14 protein-coding genes are annotated in these 15417 nt (G+C 35.7%); 8 read left to right on the top strand and 6 right to left on the bottom strand.

Features of this window, described 5'->3' with window-relative positions; genetic code table 11:
• Positions 1-2: 2 nt before the first annotated feature.
• Positions 3-1103, top strand: a complete 1101-nt coding sequence (locus tag G5B32_RS05935; protein WP_240899012.1) for a S1C family serine protease — start codon at positions 3-5, stop codon at positions 1101-1103.
• A 358-nt stretch (positions 1104-1461) separates the two neighbouring features.
• On the opposite strand, the gene G5B32_RS05930 is transcribed toward G5B32_RS05935, so the two are convergent.
• Entirely contained in the window at positions 1462-2097 is a 636-nt protein-coding gene (locus G5B32_RS05930; RefSeq protein ID WP_165290634.1) for a peroxiredoxin, read from the bottom strand.
• A gap of 247 nt (positions 2098-2344) precedes the next feature.
• Between G5B32_RS05930 and G5B32_RS05925 the strand changes: the two genes are divergently transcribed.
• Positions 2345-3481 (top strand): acyl-CoA dehydrogenase, encoded by a 1137-nt coding sequence (locus tag G5B32_RS05925; RefSeq protein ID WP_165290633.1) that lies wholly within the window; start codon positions 2345-2347, stop codon positions 3479-3481.
• 23 nt (positions 3482-3504) lie between these two features.
• On the opposite strand, the gene G5B32_RS05920 is transcribed toward G5B32_RS05925, so the two are convergent.
• Genes G5B32_RS05920 through proB form a run of 3 tightly spaced genes read right to left on the bottom strand, consistent with a single transcriptional unit; the run spans position 3505 to position 6183 of the window.
• Positions 3505-3891: a hypothetical protein gene (locus tag G5B32_RS05920; protein WP_165290632.1), complete on the bottom strand. Its 387-nt coding sequence runs from the start codon at positions 3889-3891 to the stop codon at positions 3505-3507.
• Positions 3892-3894: 3 nt separating this feature from the next.
• A complete protein-coding gene (locus G5B32_RS05915) occupies positions 3895-5142 on the bottom strand; it encodes a glutamate-5-semialdehyde dehydrogenase (protein ID WP_165290631.1) in 1248 nt (415 codons plus the stop codon).
• Between the two features lie 9 nt (positions 5143-5151).
• The gene (gene proB, locus G5B32_RS05910; protein WP_165290630.1) at positions 5152-6183 is read right to left on the bottom strand and encodes a glutamate 5-kinase; all 1032 of its coding nucleotides are present in this window, start codon (positions 6181-6183) and stop codon (positions 5152-5154) included.
• A gap of 156 nt (positions 6184-6339) precedes the next feature.
• Between proB and G5B32_RS05905 the strand changes: the two genes are divergently transcribed.
• Positions 6340-6777 (top strand): hypothetical protein, encoded by a 438-nt coding sequence (locus tag G5B32_RS05905; RefSeq protein WP_165290629.1) that lies wholly within the window; start codon positions 6340-6342, stop codon positions 6775-6777.
• Positions 6778-6789: 12 nt separating this feature from the next.
• Here the strand turns inward: G5B32_RS05905 and uvrB are convergent, their stop codons facing one another.
• On the bottom strand, positions 6790-8820 hold the full coding sequence (uvrB, locus tag G5B32_RS05900; RefSeq protein ID WP_165290628.1) for an excinuclease ABC subunit UvrB: 2031 nt from the start codon (positions 8818-8820) through the stop codon (positions 6790-6792).
• Positions 8821-8942: 122 nt separating this feature from the next.
• Here uvrB and upp point away from each other — a divergent pair, with 122 nt between their 5' ends.
• The 3 genes from upp to G5B32_RS05885 all read left to right on the top strand — a co-directional run bounded on the left by upp (position 8943) and on the right by G5B32_RS05885 (position 10823).
• A complete protein-coding gene (gene upp, locus G5B32_RS05895; protein ID WP_165290627.1) occupies positions 8943-9593 on the top strand; it encodes a uracil phosphoribosyltransferase in 651 nt (216 codons plus the stop codon).
• A 70-nt stretch (positions 9594-9663) separates the two neighbouring features.
• The gene (locus G5B32_RS05890; RefSeq protein ID WP_165290626.1) at positions 9664-10137 is read left to right on the top strand and encodes a ribonuclease H-like YkuK family protein; all 474 of its coding nucleotides are present in this window, start codon (positions 9664-9666) and stop codon (positions 10135-10137) included.
• Between the two features lie 146 nt (positions 10138-10283).
• The gene (locus tag G5B32_RS05885) at positions 10284-10823 is read left to right on the top strand and encodes an AAA family ATPase (RefSeq protein ID WP_165290625.1); all 540 of its coding nucleotides are present in this window, start codon (positions 10284-10286) and stop codon (positions 10821-10823) included.
• Between the two features lie 580 nt (positions 10824-11403).
• Here G5B32_RS05885 and G5B32_RS05880 read toward each other — a convergent pair.
• Positions 11404-12018: a helix-turn-helix transcriptional regulator gene (locus tag G5B32_RS05880; RefSeq protein ID WP_165290624.1), complete on the bottom strand. Its 615-nt coding sequence runs from the start codon at positions 12016-12018 to the stop codon at positions 11404-11406.
• A gap of 198 nt (positions 12019-12216) precedes the next feature.
• Here G5B32_RS05880 and G5B32_RS05875 point away from each other — a divergent pair, with 198 nt between their 5' ends.
• The gene (locus G5B32_RS05875) at positions 12217-12459 is read left to right on the top strand and encodes a hypothetical protein (RefSeq protein ID WP_165290623.1); all 243 of its coding nucleotides are present in this window, start codon (positions 12217-12219) and stop codon (positions 12457-12459) included.
• Between the two features lie 116 nt (positions 12460-12575).
• Positions 12576-15413 (top strand): collagen-like protein, encoded by a 2838-nt coding sequence (locus G5B32_RS05870; protein WP_165290622.1) that lies wholly within the window; start codon positions 12576-12578, stop codon positions 15411-15413.
• The last annotated feature ends 4 nt before the right edge of the window (positions 15414-15417 follow it).

Genomic DNA, 15417 nt, shown 5'->3' with positions numbered 1-15417 from the left:
AGATGCAAAGGCATAATTTCATAGAGTGGGCAGACCAATATTTGAGAGGTGAACTTGAACCAATAGACTTTCAAGCCTTCGAAGATTTTTGCAAGTCTAATCCTGAATATGCTCAAATTTTCGAAGAACATAAGACTTTCTTAAAAACCTTCAAAGACAATGAAAGCAGAAATTTATTTAAAGCTGCTTTAGGAGAAGGTGCTGAAAAAGTAGATTCTTTCAAAACAGAAGAAGAAAAAGATTTCGGTACTAAAGTAATTTCCTTCTGGAGCAAATTACAAATCAATACAGGTATCGCTGCTGCTGTTGCTGTTATTTCTGTTTTCAGCACGCTTTGGTTTACAGGTTATTTCACAGATGTGAAAAAAGCGACTTCAGATTATAGTGCTTTGCGTCGTGAAATGAATTCTGTAAAACGTAATGTAACAGCTCAAAACAAAGTGTTACAAAACATCAACAAAAACGAAAAACCTCAAAAAGAGACTCCTTCACACTTTGGTGCGACTGGTTTCTTATTGACCAAAGATGGTTATGTCGTGACAAACTATCACGTAGTGAATGGCGCAGATTCCATCCAATTGCAAAACAACAAAGGAAAAGCTTACCGCGCAGAAATTATTCACACGGATGCTGAAAAAGATTTAGCGATTTTGCGTATCTCGGACTCTAGCTTCAAAAACACCAAAGCTATACCTTATACATTCAAAAAACAACTTACAGACGTAGGTGAAGATATTTACACTATTGGTTTCCCTCGTGATGAAGCCGTATACGGACAAGGTTATTTGAGTTCGAATACAGGTTATGCAGGTGATACCATCGCTTATCAAATTTCAATTCCTGTTAACCCAGGTAATAGTGGAGGTCCTGTATTAGATGCTCAAGGCAATGTTGTAGGTATTATTTCGGGTAAACAAAAAGGAATTGACGGTGCAGCCTTTGCAATCAAATCGAAAGAATTGATTGAAACATTGAACCGCATTCCTGGTGAGTCCCTAAAAGGAAATATCGTTTTGAATAATAAAAATGCGTTGAACAAATTAAGTCGTACCGAACAAATTAAAAAGTTACAAGACTACATTTACATCGTAAAAGTTTATTAAGAAATTAGTCTAAAATCCATTATATATTAAAAGGACACAGCAATGTGTCCTTTTTTACTAAATTTTATTTGTTTGAATATTAGATATTTAATATCTTAGAACTAACATGAAAACTTTTTGGATATATTTATTCATATTCTTGTCTCTATTATTAGCAACACAAACTTTCTTGTATTTCTCAAGTAATGAGCACTATAGTTTTGACTTCGAACAGCTGGCTGTTCACTTATTGATAATAGTCATATGTGCGGTGTTAGTTTCTTATATACTGAGAAAACGAAAAAACTCATACAATGAAAAAGCCAACTGATAGAGTTGGCTTTCTTGTTATATATGTTGTTTGTGCTAGTAGCGAAGATTATAGATTAGGCTGAGGTGTTACCCGCAAATAAGGTTTAATTTCTTTAAATCCTTTTGGAAATTTAGCTGGGATGTCTTCTGTCTTAATTGCAGGAACTACAATTACATCTTCCCCGTGCTTCCAATCTGCTGGTGTAGCCACAGAATAATCTGCAGTCAATTGCAACGAATCAATCACACGCAATATCTCATTGAAATTACGACCTGTTGAAGCTGGATAAGTCAATGTCAATTTGATTTTACGATCTGGACCAATTACGAATACCGAACGAACTGTCGCTGTTGCCGAAGCATTCGGATGAATCATATCATACAATTCTGCTACTTTACGATCTTTATCGGCAATGATTGGGAAATCAACAGTTGTATTTTGAGTCTCGTTAATATCTTTTACCCACTCTAAATGCTCTTCTACAGGATCAACACTTAAAGCCAAAACTTTTACATTACGTTTTTCGAATTCTGATTTCAATTGTGCAGTTCTACCCAATTCAGTGGTACATACTGGTGTAAAATCTGAAGGGTGCGAATATAATACTACCCAACTGCCTGCTGTGTAATCATAAAAATCAATCTCTCCAATTGTGGTTTGCGCTGTGAAATTTGGCGCATCATCTCCTAATCTTAAACTCATATTCCCTTTGTTTTAAATTCAAAAATCTATTAACTCTACAAATATAGTAGACTTTGATATTCTTCCAAATATTTTTTAATAAAATTCTTTATTTTCACTGGTATATAACATATAACTGACAATTTGGTTTACAATTATCCTCCCTTTGACATTCTTTTAAAATTCTTAAAAATTAAACAATAAAAATATTATGCTAGCATAATAAAATTTTTTATATTTGGTTTACAACCATATAAACTTTACTAAAATGAATTTTGAACTATCTGAAGAACATATCATGATTCGCGACGCTGCACGTGAATTCGCCCAAGAGCTCAAAGCAGGTGTAATCGATCGTGATGAAGAAGCAAAATTTCCTTACGAATTTGTCAAGCAAATGGGAGAATTAGGTTTCATGGGTATTATGACTCCTGAACAATATGGCGGTGCAGGAATGGATACTCTTGCCTATGTATTGGTGTTGGAAGAATTGGCTAAAATCGATGCCTCTGCGGCAGTGATTGTTTCCGCGCATAATTCTCTTGTGCTTTGGGGGTTGAATGAGTATGGTACAGAAGAACAAAAACAGAAATTTTTAGTACCCCTAGCAAAGGGAGAAAAACTTGGCGCTTTTGCATTGTCAGAACCCGAAGCAGGGTCTGATGCTTCTTCACAGCATACGCAAGCGGAAGACAAAGGCGATCATTATCTTTTGAATGGAACAAAAAACTGGATTACCAATGGTGGTAACGCAGATATATACCTTGTTATTGCACAAACAAATACTGAACTACGACACAAAGGAATTAATGTGCTGATTGTTGAAAAAGGAATGCCTGGTTTTACAATTGGACCAAAAGAAAATAAATTAGGTATTCGTAGTTCGGACACGCATTCACTGATGTTCTCTGATGTCAGAGTGCCTAAAGAAAATCGCATTGGTGACGATGGGTTTGGATTTAAATTTGCGATGAAGACGTTGGATGGCGGTCGTATTGGGATTGCAGCACAGGCTTTAGGCATCGCGGCTGGAGCTTATGATTTGGCATTGGCATATTCCAAAGAAAGAAAAACTTTCGGTAAACCGATTTCTAATCATCAAGCCATACAATTCAAATTAGCCGATATGGAAGTGGAAATCGAGGCCGCTAGATTGTTAACCTACAAAGCTGCCTGGACGAAAGATCAAGGTGTACCGTATGGAAAAGAAGCTGCAATGGCCAAATTACATGCTTCAGAAGTCGCGATGAAACATACCGTTGAAGCTGTACAAATTCACGGTGGCTATGGTTTTGTGAAAGAATATCACGTGGAACGCCTAATGCGCGATGCGAAAATCACTCAAATCTATGAAGGCACATCGGAAATTCAACGATTAGTAATTGCGCGAGAAATATTAAAATAGAAAAAGTCGCTTACCGACTTTTTCTATTTTAATGCTTTATCAATCTGACCTAGCAGGTCGTAATCTTCTAAAGAAAAACTTCCCGAAGATTTCATATGGTATTCAAAAAGAACTTTTGCTTTTTGCAAAATAACCTTATCTGAATTTAGCAATCCATCATACATCAGCAATTGTGCTAATGGACGAATTTGTTCAGGCTCTAAAGATGCGACGAAAATGATAAGTTCATTTTCATCCATTTTTAATAGTTCTTCACGCTCTCTTTTAAAGAATTCTTTATACCCATTTGAGATAGCTTCGGGTTCCAATTCCACCAATTCTCCTTCCCATTTGCTTACCAGCAAACGCAGGAATTTTCCCATCTCATTTATCCAATTCAGGATAGTGTCTTTTTCAAATCGTATCCCCATTTATTACCGAATTTGTCCGTCACCACGAATATACCATTTTTCGGTGACTAACTTTTCTAAGGCGAAAGGTCCACGAGCATGCAATTTTTGTGTAGAAATACCGATTTCGGCACCCAAACCAAATTCTCCACCATCGGTAAATCGAGTTGAGGCATTGGCATACACCGCCGCGGCATCCACAGCTTGTAAGAAGATATTAATATTTTGTTCATCCTGAGAAACAATACATTCCGAATGTTTGGAAGAATATATATCAATATGATCTAATGCCTCCGCTAGTCCATCCACCGTTTTGATCGAACATTTAAAATCTAAAAACTCTCGACCAAAATCTTCTTGACTTGCTTTCACTAAATAAGGATAATTCAACTGCTCAAATGCGGGATACAATTCTTCGGAAGCAAAAATTTCCACGTCAAAAGGAATAAGTGGAGTGACTAATTTTTGCACAAAGGCTTCCGCAACTTCTTTATCTACCAAAATCGTATCCAAAGCATTGCACACAGATGGTCTTGAAGTTTTAGCATTTACGACAATAGCCACGGCTTTATCCAAATCAGCAGTTTTATCCACATAGGTATGACATACTCCTGCTCCAGTTTCGATAACCGGAACTTTGGCATTCTCACGAACAAAATCAATCAAAGATTGTGAGCCTCTTGGAATAATGATATCCACATATTGCGTAGCGGTCAATAAATCGTACACCAATCCACGATCCGTTGGTAGCAATTGCACTAAATTAACATCCAAGCCTTGTGATGCTAACACATTTTGAATTAAACTCACTAAACAGGTATTTGTATATATCGCGTCAGAACCACCTCGCAACAAACATACGTTCCCCGATTGAATACACAATGCAGCTACATCAATGGTCACATTCGGACGTGCTTCATAAATCACTCCCACTACACCTAATGCTACTGATTTTTTTTCGATCTGTAAGCCATTCGGTAACACCTTCGAAACTAAGGTAATACCTGTAGGATCAGGTAAATTAGCCACGTCCAAAACACTATTGGACAAACCTATGATACGCTCTTTTGTCAGCAACAATCTATCGTATTTGGAATCAGCAGGATCCATACGATCAAGATCCTTTTTATTCTCTACTATGATACTTTCAATATTCTCCAATAAGGTTTCCGAAATCCCAATTAAAATTGCTTGCTTTTCCGCTACAGTCAACGCGTTTATTACCTTTTTCGCTTTCTGAGCTGCTTCTAATTGTGTCTGAATACTTGCCATGTTTCTTTATTATATAAGCACGATATCGTCCGCATGTGCTATTTCTACATTCTTCGCTTTACTACTTGTTTTCATTGTCAATGAGTCTATTTTGGACTTCGCAACAGCTTGAATAGTCCCTTCTTCATCCGCAATATGAAACACCTCTCCTATTTCAAAATGCTCAATAATATCTACCACGCCGACAGCGAGTAAACTTTTACGGTAACGCAAGGCTGTTAACGCTCCTTTATCAATTGTTACCAAGCCTTTAATTAGGCTGCCACTTGCCATCCACTTTTGTTTAGAACTTACCTTTTTACCTTGTGCTCTACAAAGTGTTCCAGTTTTTCCACTGACTGCTTTGATAATATTATCCACGCCATGCATGCTGAAGATAACCACTTCAATACCCATTTGGGTAGCAAGTCGTGCGAAATTGAGCTTAGAGGTCATTCCTCCTAAACCTACAGCAGATTTATCCTTGCGTGCAAGGGATAATACACTTTTATCAATATTATCAATTTCAGTAATTACATTTCCTTCATTGTCCAAAACACCAGGTACCGACGTACACAATAGCAATTTATCCGCTCCAAAACCAGCAGCTATCAAAGTTGCCAACTCATCATTATCTGAAAATTTAAGTTCTTTGTTACTTACTACATCATTCTCATTGGCAATAGGAATAACATTGTTTTTCCATAAAGTCTCGTATGTACTTTTTAACTGCAAAAATTGTTCTCTGTTGGAGAAATGATGGCGCTCACAAAGGCTTTGTGCCAAAGCAATTTTGAAGGGTTTGAAATAGGTCGAGTATTTTCGCACTAATAGTGGGTTACCAATAGCCGCAGCTGCTTTACGCTGCTCCAAGGTCCCCTTGTATTTGGGGATATATTTTTTACCCGCAGCAACTGCACCCGATGATACAATCACAATATTGTACTGCGCTTGTAAGGCGGATACTTGTCTTGCAATTTCTAATATAATACGCTCATCAATTTCACCATCCGATGTTACCGATGCGGAACCAAATTTGATGACTAAAACACCCTTCTTCATTAACACTTTTTCAAATAGACAACTCTAAAATTATAAATTGCATAAACTTAATAATTGTTTATTACAAATAAAACAAAAAACATTTTTATAAAGCCGTTTGTTATAACTACGGAATATTTTTTGATTATTAATCTCCACTATTAACTATAGAATCACATGAAATTTAACACACTACTAGGTTTATTTACAATATTACTTTTTTGGGGATGTCAATCCAATAGAACCACATCTTCTTCTACTATTAGCACAGTAGATTCAGTAAGTAATATAGGAGGAGAAAAAGATAAAAACGGTTGTCTTACTTCTGCAGGATATACTTGGTCACAATTGAAGAATGATTGCATTCGTCCTTTCGAAGACGGCATTTCATTAGATGTTCTAAATGCAGCTAATTCTTATCAAACTTCAGCATTTATACTCATTGATTCTCTACAGAAAAAAGCGGAGATATTTGTTGCAGAGGAAGATCACAGTATTATTTTGGATCAAAGCAATGATACATTATTTACCAATGGGAATTTTTATTTGACAAAAGAAAATTTCTGCTGGACGTTGAGTCTTAATAAAACTAAATTATATCAAGAAAGAAAATAAGAAAGATTTGGATTAATCAAATCTTTCTTTGTATTGTGCCTCCATCGCAAACATTTCGTCACGTAATTTTGCTGCTTCTAAGAAATCCATATCCTTAGCGGCTTTTTCCATACGTCTACGCACTGTTTCGATAGCTTTTTTAAATTCTTTTTCACCCATGTATTCCATCAATGGATCTGCAGCTACTACTGAAGAAGCATCTGGCTCAACATAAGCTTTGACTTCACCGGGCTTATAATCGGCTACTGAAGTCTGTTCTAATATTTCTTCACGCGACTTTCCTACAGTACGTGGGATAATTCCATGTTCAAGATTATATGCAATTTGCTTTTCACGACGACGATTTGTTTCATCAATTGTAATTTGCATACTATCGGTCATTTTATCAGCATACATGATCACACGGCCTTTGTCGTTACGAGCAGCACGACCTATGGTTTGTATTAATGAACGTTCCGAACGCAAAAATCCTTCTTTGTCAGCATCCAAAATAGCTACTAAAGTCACTTCTGGCAAGTCTAATCCCTCACGCAACAAATTCACTCCTACTAAAACATCAAACTCTCCTAATCGCAATCCTCTTAAGATTTCAACACGTTCGAGCGTTTTCACTTCGGAGTGAATGTATCGTACCTTGATATTCAACCTGGACATGTATTTCGTCAATTCTTCAGCCATACGTTTTGTCAACGTGGTTGCTAATACACGTCCCCCATCTTTGATGGCTTTATCAACTTCCTCCAAGAAATCATCGACCTGATTAATGGCTGGTCGCACTTCGATAATCGGATCCAACAAACCTGTAGGGCGAATTACCTGCTCTACAAAGACACCTTCTGTCTTTTGCAATTCGTAATCACCCGGTGTTGCAGATACGTATATAGTCTGATTTGTTAAAGATTCAAATTCTGGGAAATTTAATGGACGATTGTCCAATGCAGCTGGCAAACGAAAACCATGTTCTACTAAGGAAATCTTACGTGATCGGTCTCCACCATACATCGCTCTTAATTGTGGTAAAGTCACATGACTCTCATCAATAACAAGCAAATAATCATCTGGAAAATAATCTAATAAACAGAAAGGACGCATACCTGGCTGACGACCATCGAAAAATCTGGAGTAATTCTCAATACCCGAACAATAACCCAACTCTCGCATCATTTCCAAATCGTAATTCACGCGCTCTTCCAAACGTTTGGCTTCGAGCATTTTTCCTTCATCCTCCAATTGTGTTTTGCGCGCCACCAATTCCTCTTGAATCGACCAAATAGAATTTGTGAATTTATCTTTTGGGGTTACAAAAAGATTGGCTGGGAATAATGATAAGGTTTCGTGCTTTATAATCGTTTTACCCGATACAGGATCTATTTCAGATAATTCATCTATTTCATCACCAAAAAAAGACACACGATAGGCATTATCCAAATAAGCTGGATAAATATCCACCGTATCGCCCTTTACGCGAAAAGTACCTCTTTTGAAATCTGCAGTAGTACGTGAATATAAAATTTCAACCAATCGATGTAAAAAAGCGTTACGAGAAATTGTCGTACCAACTCCGAACCGAAAGATCGAACGCGAAAAATCTTCTGGATTTCCCATACCATAAATACACGATACCGAAGAAACCACAATTACATCTCTCCTGCCTGACATTAAGGCGGAAGTTGTAGCCAAACGGAGTTTTTCTATTTCTTCATTAATAGCTAAATCCTTCTCTATATACGTGTTGGTCGTCGCGATAAAAGCTTCAGGTTGATAGTAATCATAGTAAGAAACAAAATAATTCACCGAATTATTCGGAAAGAATTGTTTAAACTCACCATACAGTTGAGCAGCCAACGTTTTATTATGACTAAGAATCAATGTAGGTTTTTGGGTTTGTTGGATGACATTAGCCACTGTAAAGGTCTTTCCAGACCCCGTTACCCCCAATAATGTTTGATAAGTGTCCCCTTGTTGTACTCCCGCAACCAATTCTTTGATAGCTGCAGGTTGATCTCCCGTAGGTTGATATTCAGATGTAAGCTCAAATCTCATAAAATGCCTCTAACGTAAAAATACTATTTCTATAACCCAACTCCTAACATTACACGTATATTGTGACGTAATGTAAACATATCTGATTTTTTTTTGTTAAATTGGTTCTAAACTAGAATGCTATGATTACGATTCTAACAAAAAAAAATAGTATAGCCAATCACTATATCGCCGAGCTCCGCGATATCACTATACAACAAGATCGAATGCGTTTTCGTAGAAATCTCGAAAGATTAGGTGAAATCATTGCCTACGAGATCAGCAAAACCTTGACCTATTCTCCAGAAGAAATCGAAACGCCATTAGGCATCTCAGAAATGTATACTTTAGATGAGCAGCCCGTGCTAGTCACCATTATCCGAGCTGGACTTCCATTTCATCAAGGGTTATTAAATGTTTTCGACCAAGCCGATTCAGGTTTCATCGCTGCATTCCGTCATACGAAGAAAAGTGGGGAATTTGAGATTCACAAAAAATATGAAAACACACCAGATCTTGATGACAAGATAGTCATTATAGCAGATCCAATGCTTGCCACAGGAAGAAGTTTAGTATTGTGTTGTAAGGAACTTTTAAGTCAATACAATATTAAGGAATTACATATTGCTTCGGTGATTGCATCAGAAGAAGGCGTTCAACATGTACGTGCTTTTATTCCAGAAGCACATCTATGGATTGGCGACATGGACAAGGAACTTACCAGCAAGTCTTATATTGTTCCTGGATTGGGAGACGCGGGAGATTTAGCCTACGGAAGCAAGGATTCACATTAATTAGAAATAATAATACTTTAATATACAATGAACATTCAACTTTTAATTTTAATAAAAAACTTAACAAATTATGGGATGGCAAAAATACAATGGCGAATACCTTCGCTCATCTATCAACGATGCTGTTGAAAAAGCTATTATTAGAGAAAGACAAGTAGGAAACAAACTAAAGGTGTACATCGGCACTGATTCGCAAGTCAAACGCAACATCGTAGAGATGGCTACTGTTATTGTCTTTTTAAGAGAACATAAAGGCGGATTTATGTTTATCCAAAAAGAACGAATTACGCGCAAGATGAGCATTAAAGAAAGGATGCTACTTGAAGTCCAAAAATCCATTGAAGCCGCATATCAGCTCTGTCCTCTCCTAGACAGATACCAAGTTGATCTCGAAGTACATGCGGACATTAATACAAATCCACATTTTGAATCCAATGTTGCCTTAAAAGAAGCTATGGGCTATATTTTGGGAATGGGTTTCATATTCAAAGCTAAACCCGAATCTTTTGCAAGTACAAACTGTGCCAACAGGATAGTACAATAAAGTAATTTAGGGTTTAAAATTGTATCTTTCAAGGTTGTTCAATTAAGCATTTTAATTGAATAGTAGAACTTTTCTCCTCTAATTTTTCCAGTTATTCTACCATCAAACACATCTTTACTTCTTAATTTTTCCGTAATATTGCAGACATGTCAACTTCAACACAGGGGATAATAAAAATCGCAGTAGTGGGACCTGAATCCACAGGAAAATCCACTATGGCTAATTTTTTGGCTCAGGAATTAAACACCTTTTGCGTACCCGAATATGCACGATATTATTGTGAAAATCTAAATAAACAATATACGGTAGAAGATGAAGTAAATATGTTTCACGGACAACGTGCCTTGGAAGAAGCTATTGCCGCTCGCGTTGCTAGTAATCTCCTGGTTTGCGACACTACGATCCTGACTGTAAAAATATGGTGCGATCATTTATTTCAATATACACCTGATATAGTTGTTAATGAAATAAAAACAAGAAAATATGATCTTTATCTATTAATGGATATCGATTTGCCTTGGGAAGATGATCCTTTGCGGGATTTTCCCGATCAACGGGAGCAATTCTTAGAAATTTGGAAAAAGGAACTTAACGCCCTAAATGCAAATTATGTATTAGTTTCTGGAATAGGTGAACAAAGACTGAACAATGGGTTACAGGCTTGCAAAGATTTTTTAAATAAATAAGTTAAAACTTAACATTAACTTAATATACGAGTATTACCTTTGAATAGTTGCAAGAACAAATAAAATTCAACTCTGCAATTACGTTCTAATGAGCACAATTCTTTGCGCATTTACAAACACCAATCCGCACGGAAATCCGATTCCGACTCTTTGATTTTGCAAATCACAATCTATTGCCCTCATGAATGTTTAGCTTAAAAATTATTCATTCATTAGTTAAAAAGAAAATGATTACTTTATTCAACGGTCTGGAAGTCGACACGACTTTATTATCCTTTGCTGCTTTATTTATATTTTAGCTCTTGTGGCTATTTTCAAAATGCACGACAGCAAAAAAGCCTTTCTATTTTTATTATATATCTCGGCTTCTTCATTCTTGATATTTTTATTTGTTAAGTATTCCTTTATTTCTTCATTATTAGTGCTGTTTTATATTGGACATTTGTTGTATAATAATGGACCAAAGCACACTTATGAGCATGAAGAATTTTAAATTTAACCTATTTAACAGTAAAGAATGACATATGAAAAAAGCCCATCAATTGTGATGAGCTTTCATAAAATATTTTTATTTACAATTTTACATTGTAACCATAGACAGTACACCCTTGACCTTATATACAGCCTTTACTGCACTTTGATCAATATAGATATCATCATAATCTGTTGAATTTTTAGCCACTAATTTCCATCTTTTATCATCTAATCCTCGCACAAAGCGGATTAAATTAATGTGTTCAGAAATGATAAGGTAAATATCTCCATATATAACTGCAGATTTATCTACTTCTTTAACAAATACAACACTGGCATGTTCTATCTCAGGAGACATAGCCTCTCCTTCGTTGACAATCGCAAAATCACTGCCAGATAAAATTGGAATTTCTAATTCGTGAGCAGGAGTCATCTGAGATAGATCTGTCTTAAAATTCTCCAAACTAATATTATATAAAGGAATTTTACAATAACTATCTCCATCCTTCAACATATTGCCCTCACCCGTTATTAACCAAGCTTCATTGATATCTGGAAAACGTGATGCTATAGTACTTGCCAAATTTTTACTGATGGCGTAGTTACCTCTTTTGATCTGATATAATCTTTCGGCACGATTTAAACCAATTTCCTTTGCAAATGAATTTACGTTAAATCCTAAATATTGTATGACTTTCTCAAGACGTTCCCAGTTCGACATTTTTATTTATAAGGTATGGTGTTTATACAATAATGATTCTTGTATTTCATTGGAAACAAAAATAAGACCAAAAGTTTATAAATTAAAATTTTACATCAAAAACAATAAAATAATTGTATAAAACAATTTAATATTGTAGTTTTACATCTAAAATTCAATTGAACACCTTTGAAAACTAGTTAAATATTAATCTATGGAATGAAAAGCCAGCCATTAACTGCTCAGAATATTATCAAATCAGATAGTACAGATGACATTACTAAACAAGATATTATTAACCTAGCATTACTTAAAAACATAACATTTAAAGACAAAAATTACGCTAAAGAACACATTATCATCCACAAAAAGGACATTAAAACCTCTTATGAAATAGAAATAAGTGATATTGATGGGGAAAAACACCAACTAATATTTGAATTAAAAACATACGGTAAATAAATTTTAAAAAAAAATTTGCCGATGCAATATTATGTTGTATTTTTACAAAAAATTAATTGAGAACATCTAATAAAAACATTAATTAAAATAATTCGAACTAATCTCAAAAAGCGAATATGAAAATTAGAAATCTATCCAAACTAGCCTTAGCTGTAGCTATTAGTAGCTCGGTGGTATTTGAAGGCTGTAAGAAGTATGATGACGACATCACACGACTTGAACAAAGCATTGAGCAAAACAAAAATGACATTGCTGCTCTTAAAACACAATTACAATCTTTAGCCGCTAACAATGTAGTTGAATCAGTAACTGCAATCACCGGAGGTTTTAGAATTGTATTTAAATCGCCAACTGGCCAATCTACTACGTATGATATCGTAAACGGAGCTAAAGGAGATACTGGAGCTACTGGCCCACAGGGTCCTGCTGGAACACCTGGAGCACCTGGATCAGCTGGAGCAAATGGAAGTTCTCCTATTGTAACAATTGGACAAAATGGAAACTTCTGGATTTCCAACAATGGTGCAGCAGCTGTTGATACAGGGGTTAAAGCTCAAGGACCTAAAGGCGATAATGGACAAGACGGTAAAGATGGCGTTGACGGCACTGTTGTAACGATCGTAGGTGGAACTGATGGAAAAAAATACTGGGCTCTTAATGGCGAAGCAACAACAGTTCAGGCTTACGCTGGCGATATCGCTATGGAAGAAACAGATGGCGGATATAATGTTGTATTTACTGATGCGAAAGGCGTATCAAGCTCTTTATTCTTAGCAAAAGAACAAGTTGCTATCACTAGTTTAACATTACAACCTAAATATACAAATGCTAACATTCCAGTTGTTTTCTTCCCTAGAATTGTTAACAATTTAGCTACTAAAACTACTAAACTACAAGGTTGGGGTGAGCTTACTTACGACTTAAATCCTTACGGAGTTAATCCATCTTTTTATGAGCAAGGAGGTTTAGTATCGGTTACATCACAAGACGTTATTTTCAGATCAGGTAATGCCTCATCGGTAAATACTAATTTTGATTTCGTTCAATTCTCTGAACAAGGTTTCTCTAATGTAACTGCGAGATTTTTACCAAAAACTGCAAGTAATCCAATTACTGCTTTATCAACTGGTGAAAATTTACAAGTTGCCTTTAGAGTTAAAAACACTAAAGCGAATGCATCTCAACAATATGTTACTTCTGGATATACTCTTGCAAAAGAAGAAATCATTGCACAAAACGAGGTAACAATTGAAAAATTTGCTAAAGATAGTAACAATAAAATTACCTTAAGTGCAGGCGTTAACCCGACTTATGCAGGTGGAGCTTACACAGATGATAATACAGCTACATTGTTAGCATTACCTCATTCAAAAACTACTGCTCAAAACAGAAATAATGCAGACATTACTTTGAATTACAAAGATAATGCAAGTACAAACCTTGACAATAATCCAAATTTCAAAACTGTTGTATTAGATGATATTTTAAAACCATTCTATTATGCAGCTCAAACAAGCAAAAAAACTGTTTCGTTTGATGACAATGGATTTTCGCCAAGCCAATACAATTTACGTTATTCGCTACCTACAGCTGACAACCATACTGACGTAGGTGATTGGTTAGAATTAGATCCTGCAACTGGTAAATTATCAGTAAAAATCTCTACACCAAATACTTACAACATCGCCGCAGTTAACAATAAAGCATACGTAAAAGTAGATTTATTTGCAGGAAATGGAAATGCTGCTGCGGACTTAATCGCAAGCCGTATTGTTAGAGTTGACATTGTGTCTACTCCAGTTACACCTGTAGATGTAGTAGGTAATATTGATTACAAAATGACAAGCGCAGCTGGTACTCCAACTATTGCATTTGTTATTCCTAAAACTTTAGATGCTGCATACAATAATGTTGGTAAAACTGCACAAGACTTCCATGCTGTATATAGCTTCTCGTCTGTATCTTCAGATCATGCAGGTATCACTTGGGATGTTGCTTCTATGAATAATGGCACACAAGGTTTTGCAAGAAAAATTAATATCGCAAGCAATGTATTACCAGGCACTTACACAATTACAGGTAAATATACAAGCTCAATTTCAGCAGATCCTGTTGTTAATGTAACTGTAACTGTAAAAGTTGGATTAAATAATATTGCTAGCCTAGAAAAAGAACCTGCTTTCTGGAGTGCTAACAACATTATAGTAAATGGTAAATTAATTTCAGCTAACAATTGGAACTTAGAAGCAAATCTTTGGGATGCATGGAATATTTCTGGCCCTGTAAGTGGTGCTACAATCCCTAATGTTACATTTGGATTTGAAATTCTTCCAACAATTGCAGGTATTTCAATCGACGGATCTGACAACATTAAATTAGATTACACCCAATCTACTGCTAGAGCTAGAGTAAACGGAACACCTGTTAAAGTGATTGCACATAGATATTTGAATGGTGTTGCATATGATAGTCAAGAATTCTTTGTACAATTCAAAAACCCAGTAAATGCGATTACATTAAAAACTCCTTACAAAGAGTTTGTTGATAAAGAAAACTCTGGTACTAATATCTCTGAAGTTGATGTTAGAAGATTAGTAAGCTTATCAGATTTCAACGGTACTGTTATTTACAACTACAACGGTATGACTGGTAACACTAAAAATACTAGTTTGATTAGCAGCTACGGAATTACAGGAATCTCGGGAGCATTTAATAATTACAATTTAACTAGTGTAACATTTGAGCGCTACGAAAATGCTTCAGGCTCTACAATAAGTGCACCAAGTGGAGCTACAGGTTCAGTTGTTGGACAGAATTTGAGATGGACTAACTCTGGAGCAAATTTACAACAACCTATTTATTTAGTATATAAAGTAACTGTTGCTAATAAATGGAACACTACTGGTGCTGATGTTGTAAAAGAAATCAAAATCAAAGTAAATCCAAACAACTAATAAA

It is taken from the genome of Sphingobacterium sp. SGL-16 (assembly GCF_011043515.1).
GTDB classification, from domain to species: domain Bacteria; phylum Bacteroidota; class Bacteroidia; order Sphingobacteriales; family Sphingobacteriaceae; genus Sphingobacterium; species Sphingobacterium litopenaei.
The sequence above is the reverse complement of the archived record's forward strand: the minus strand, read 5'-3'. Positions and strand labels throughout refer to the sequence as shown.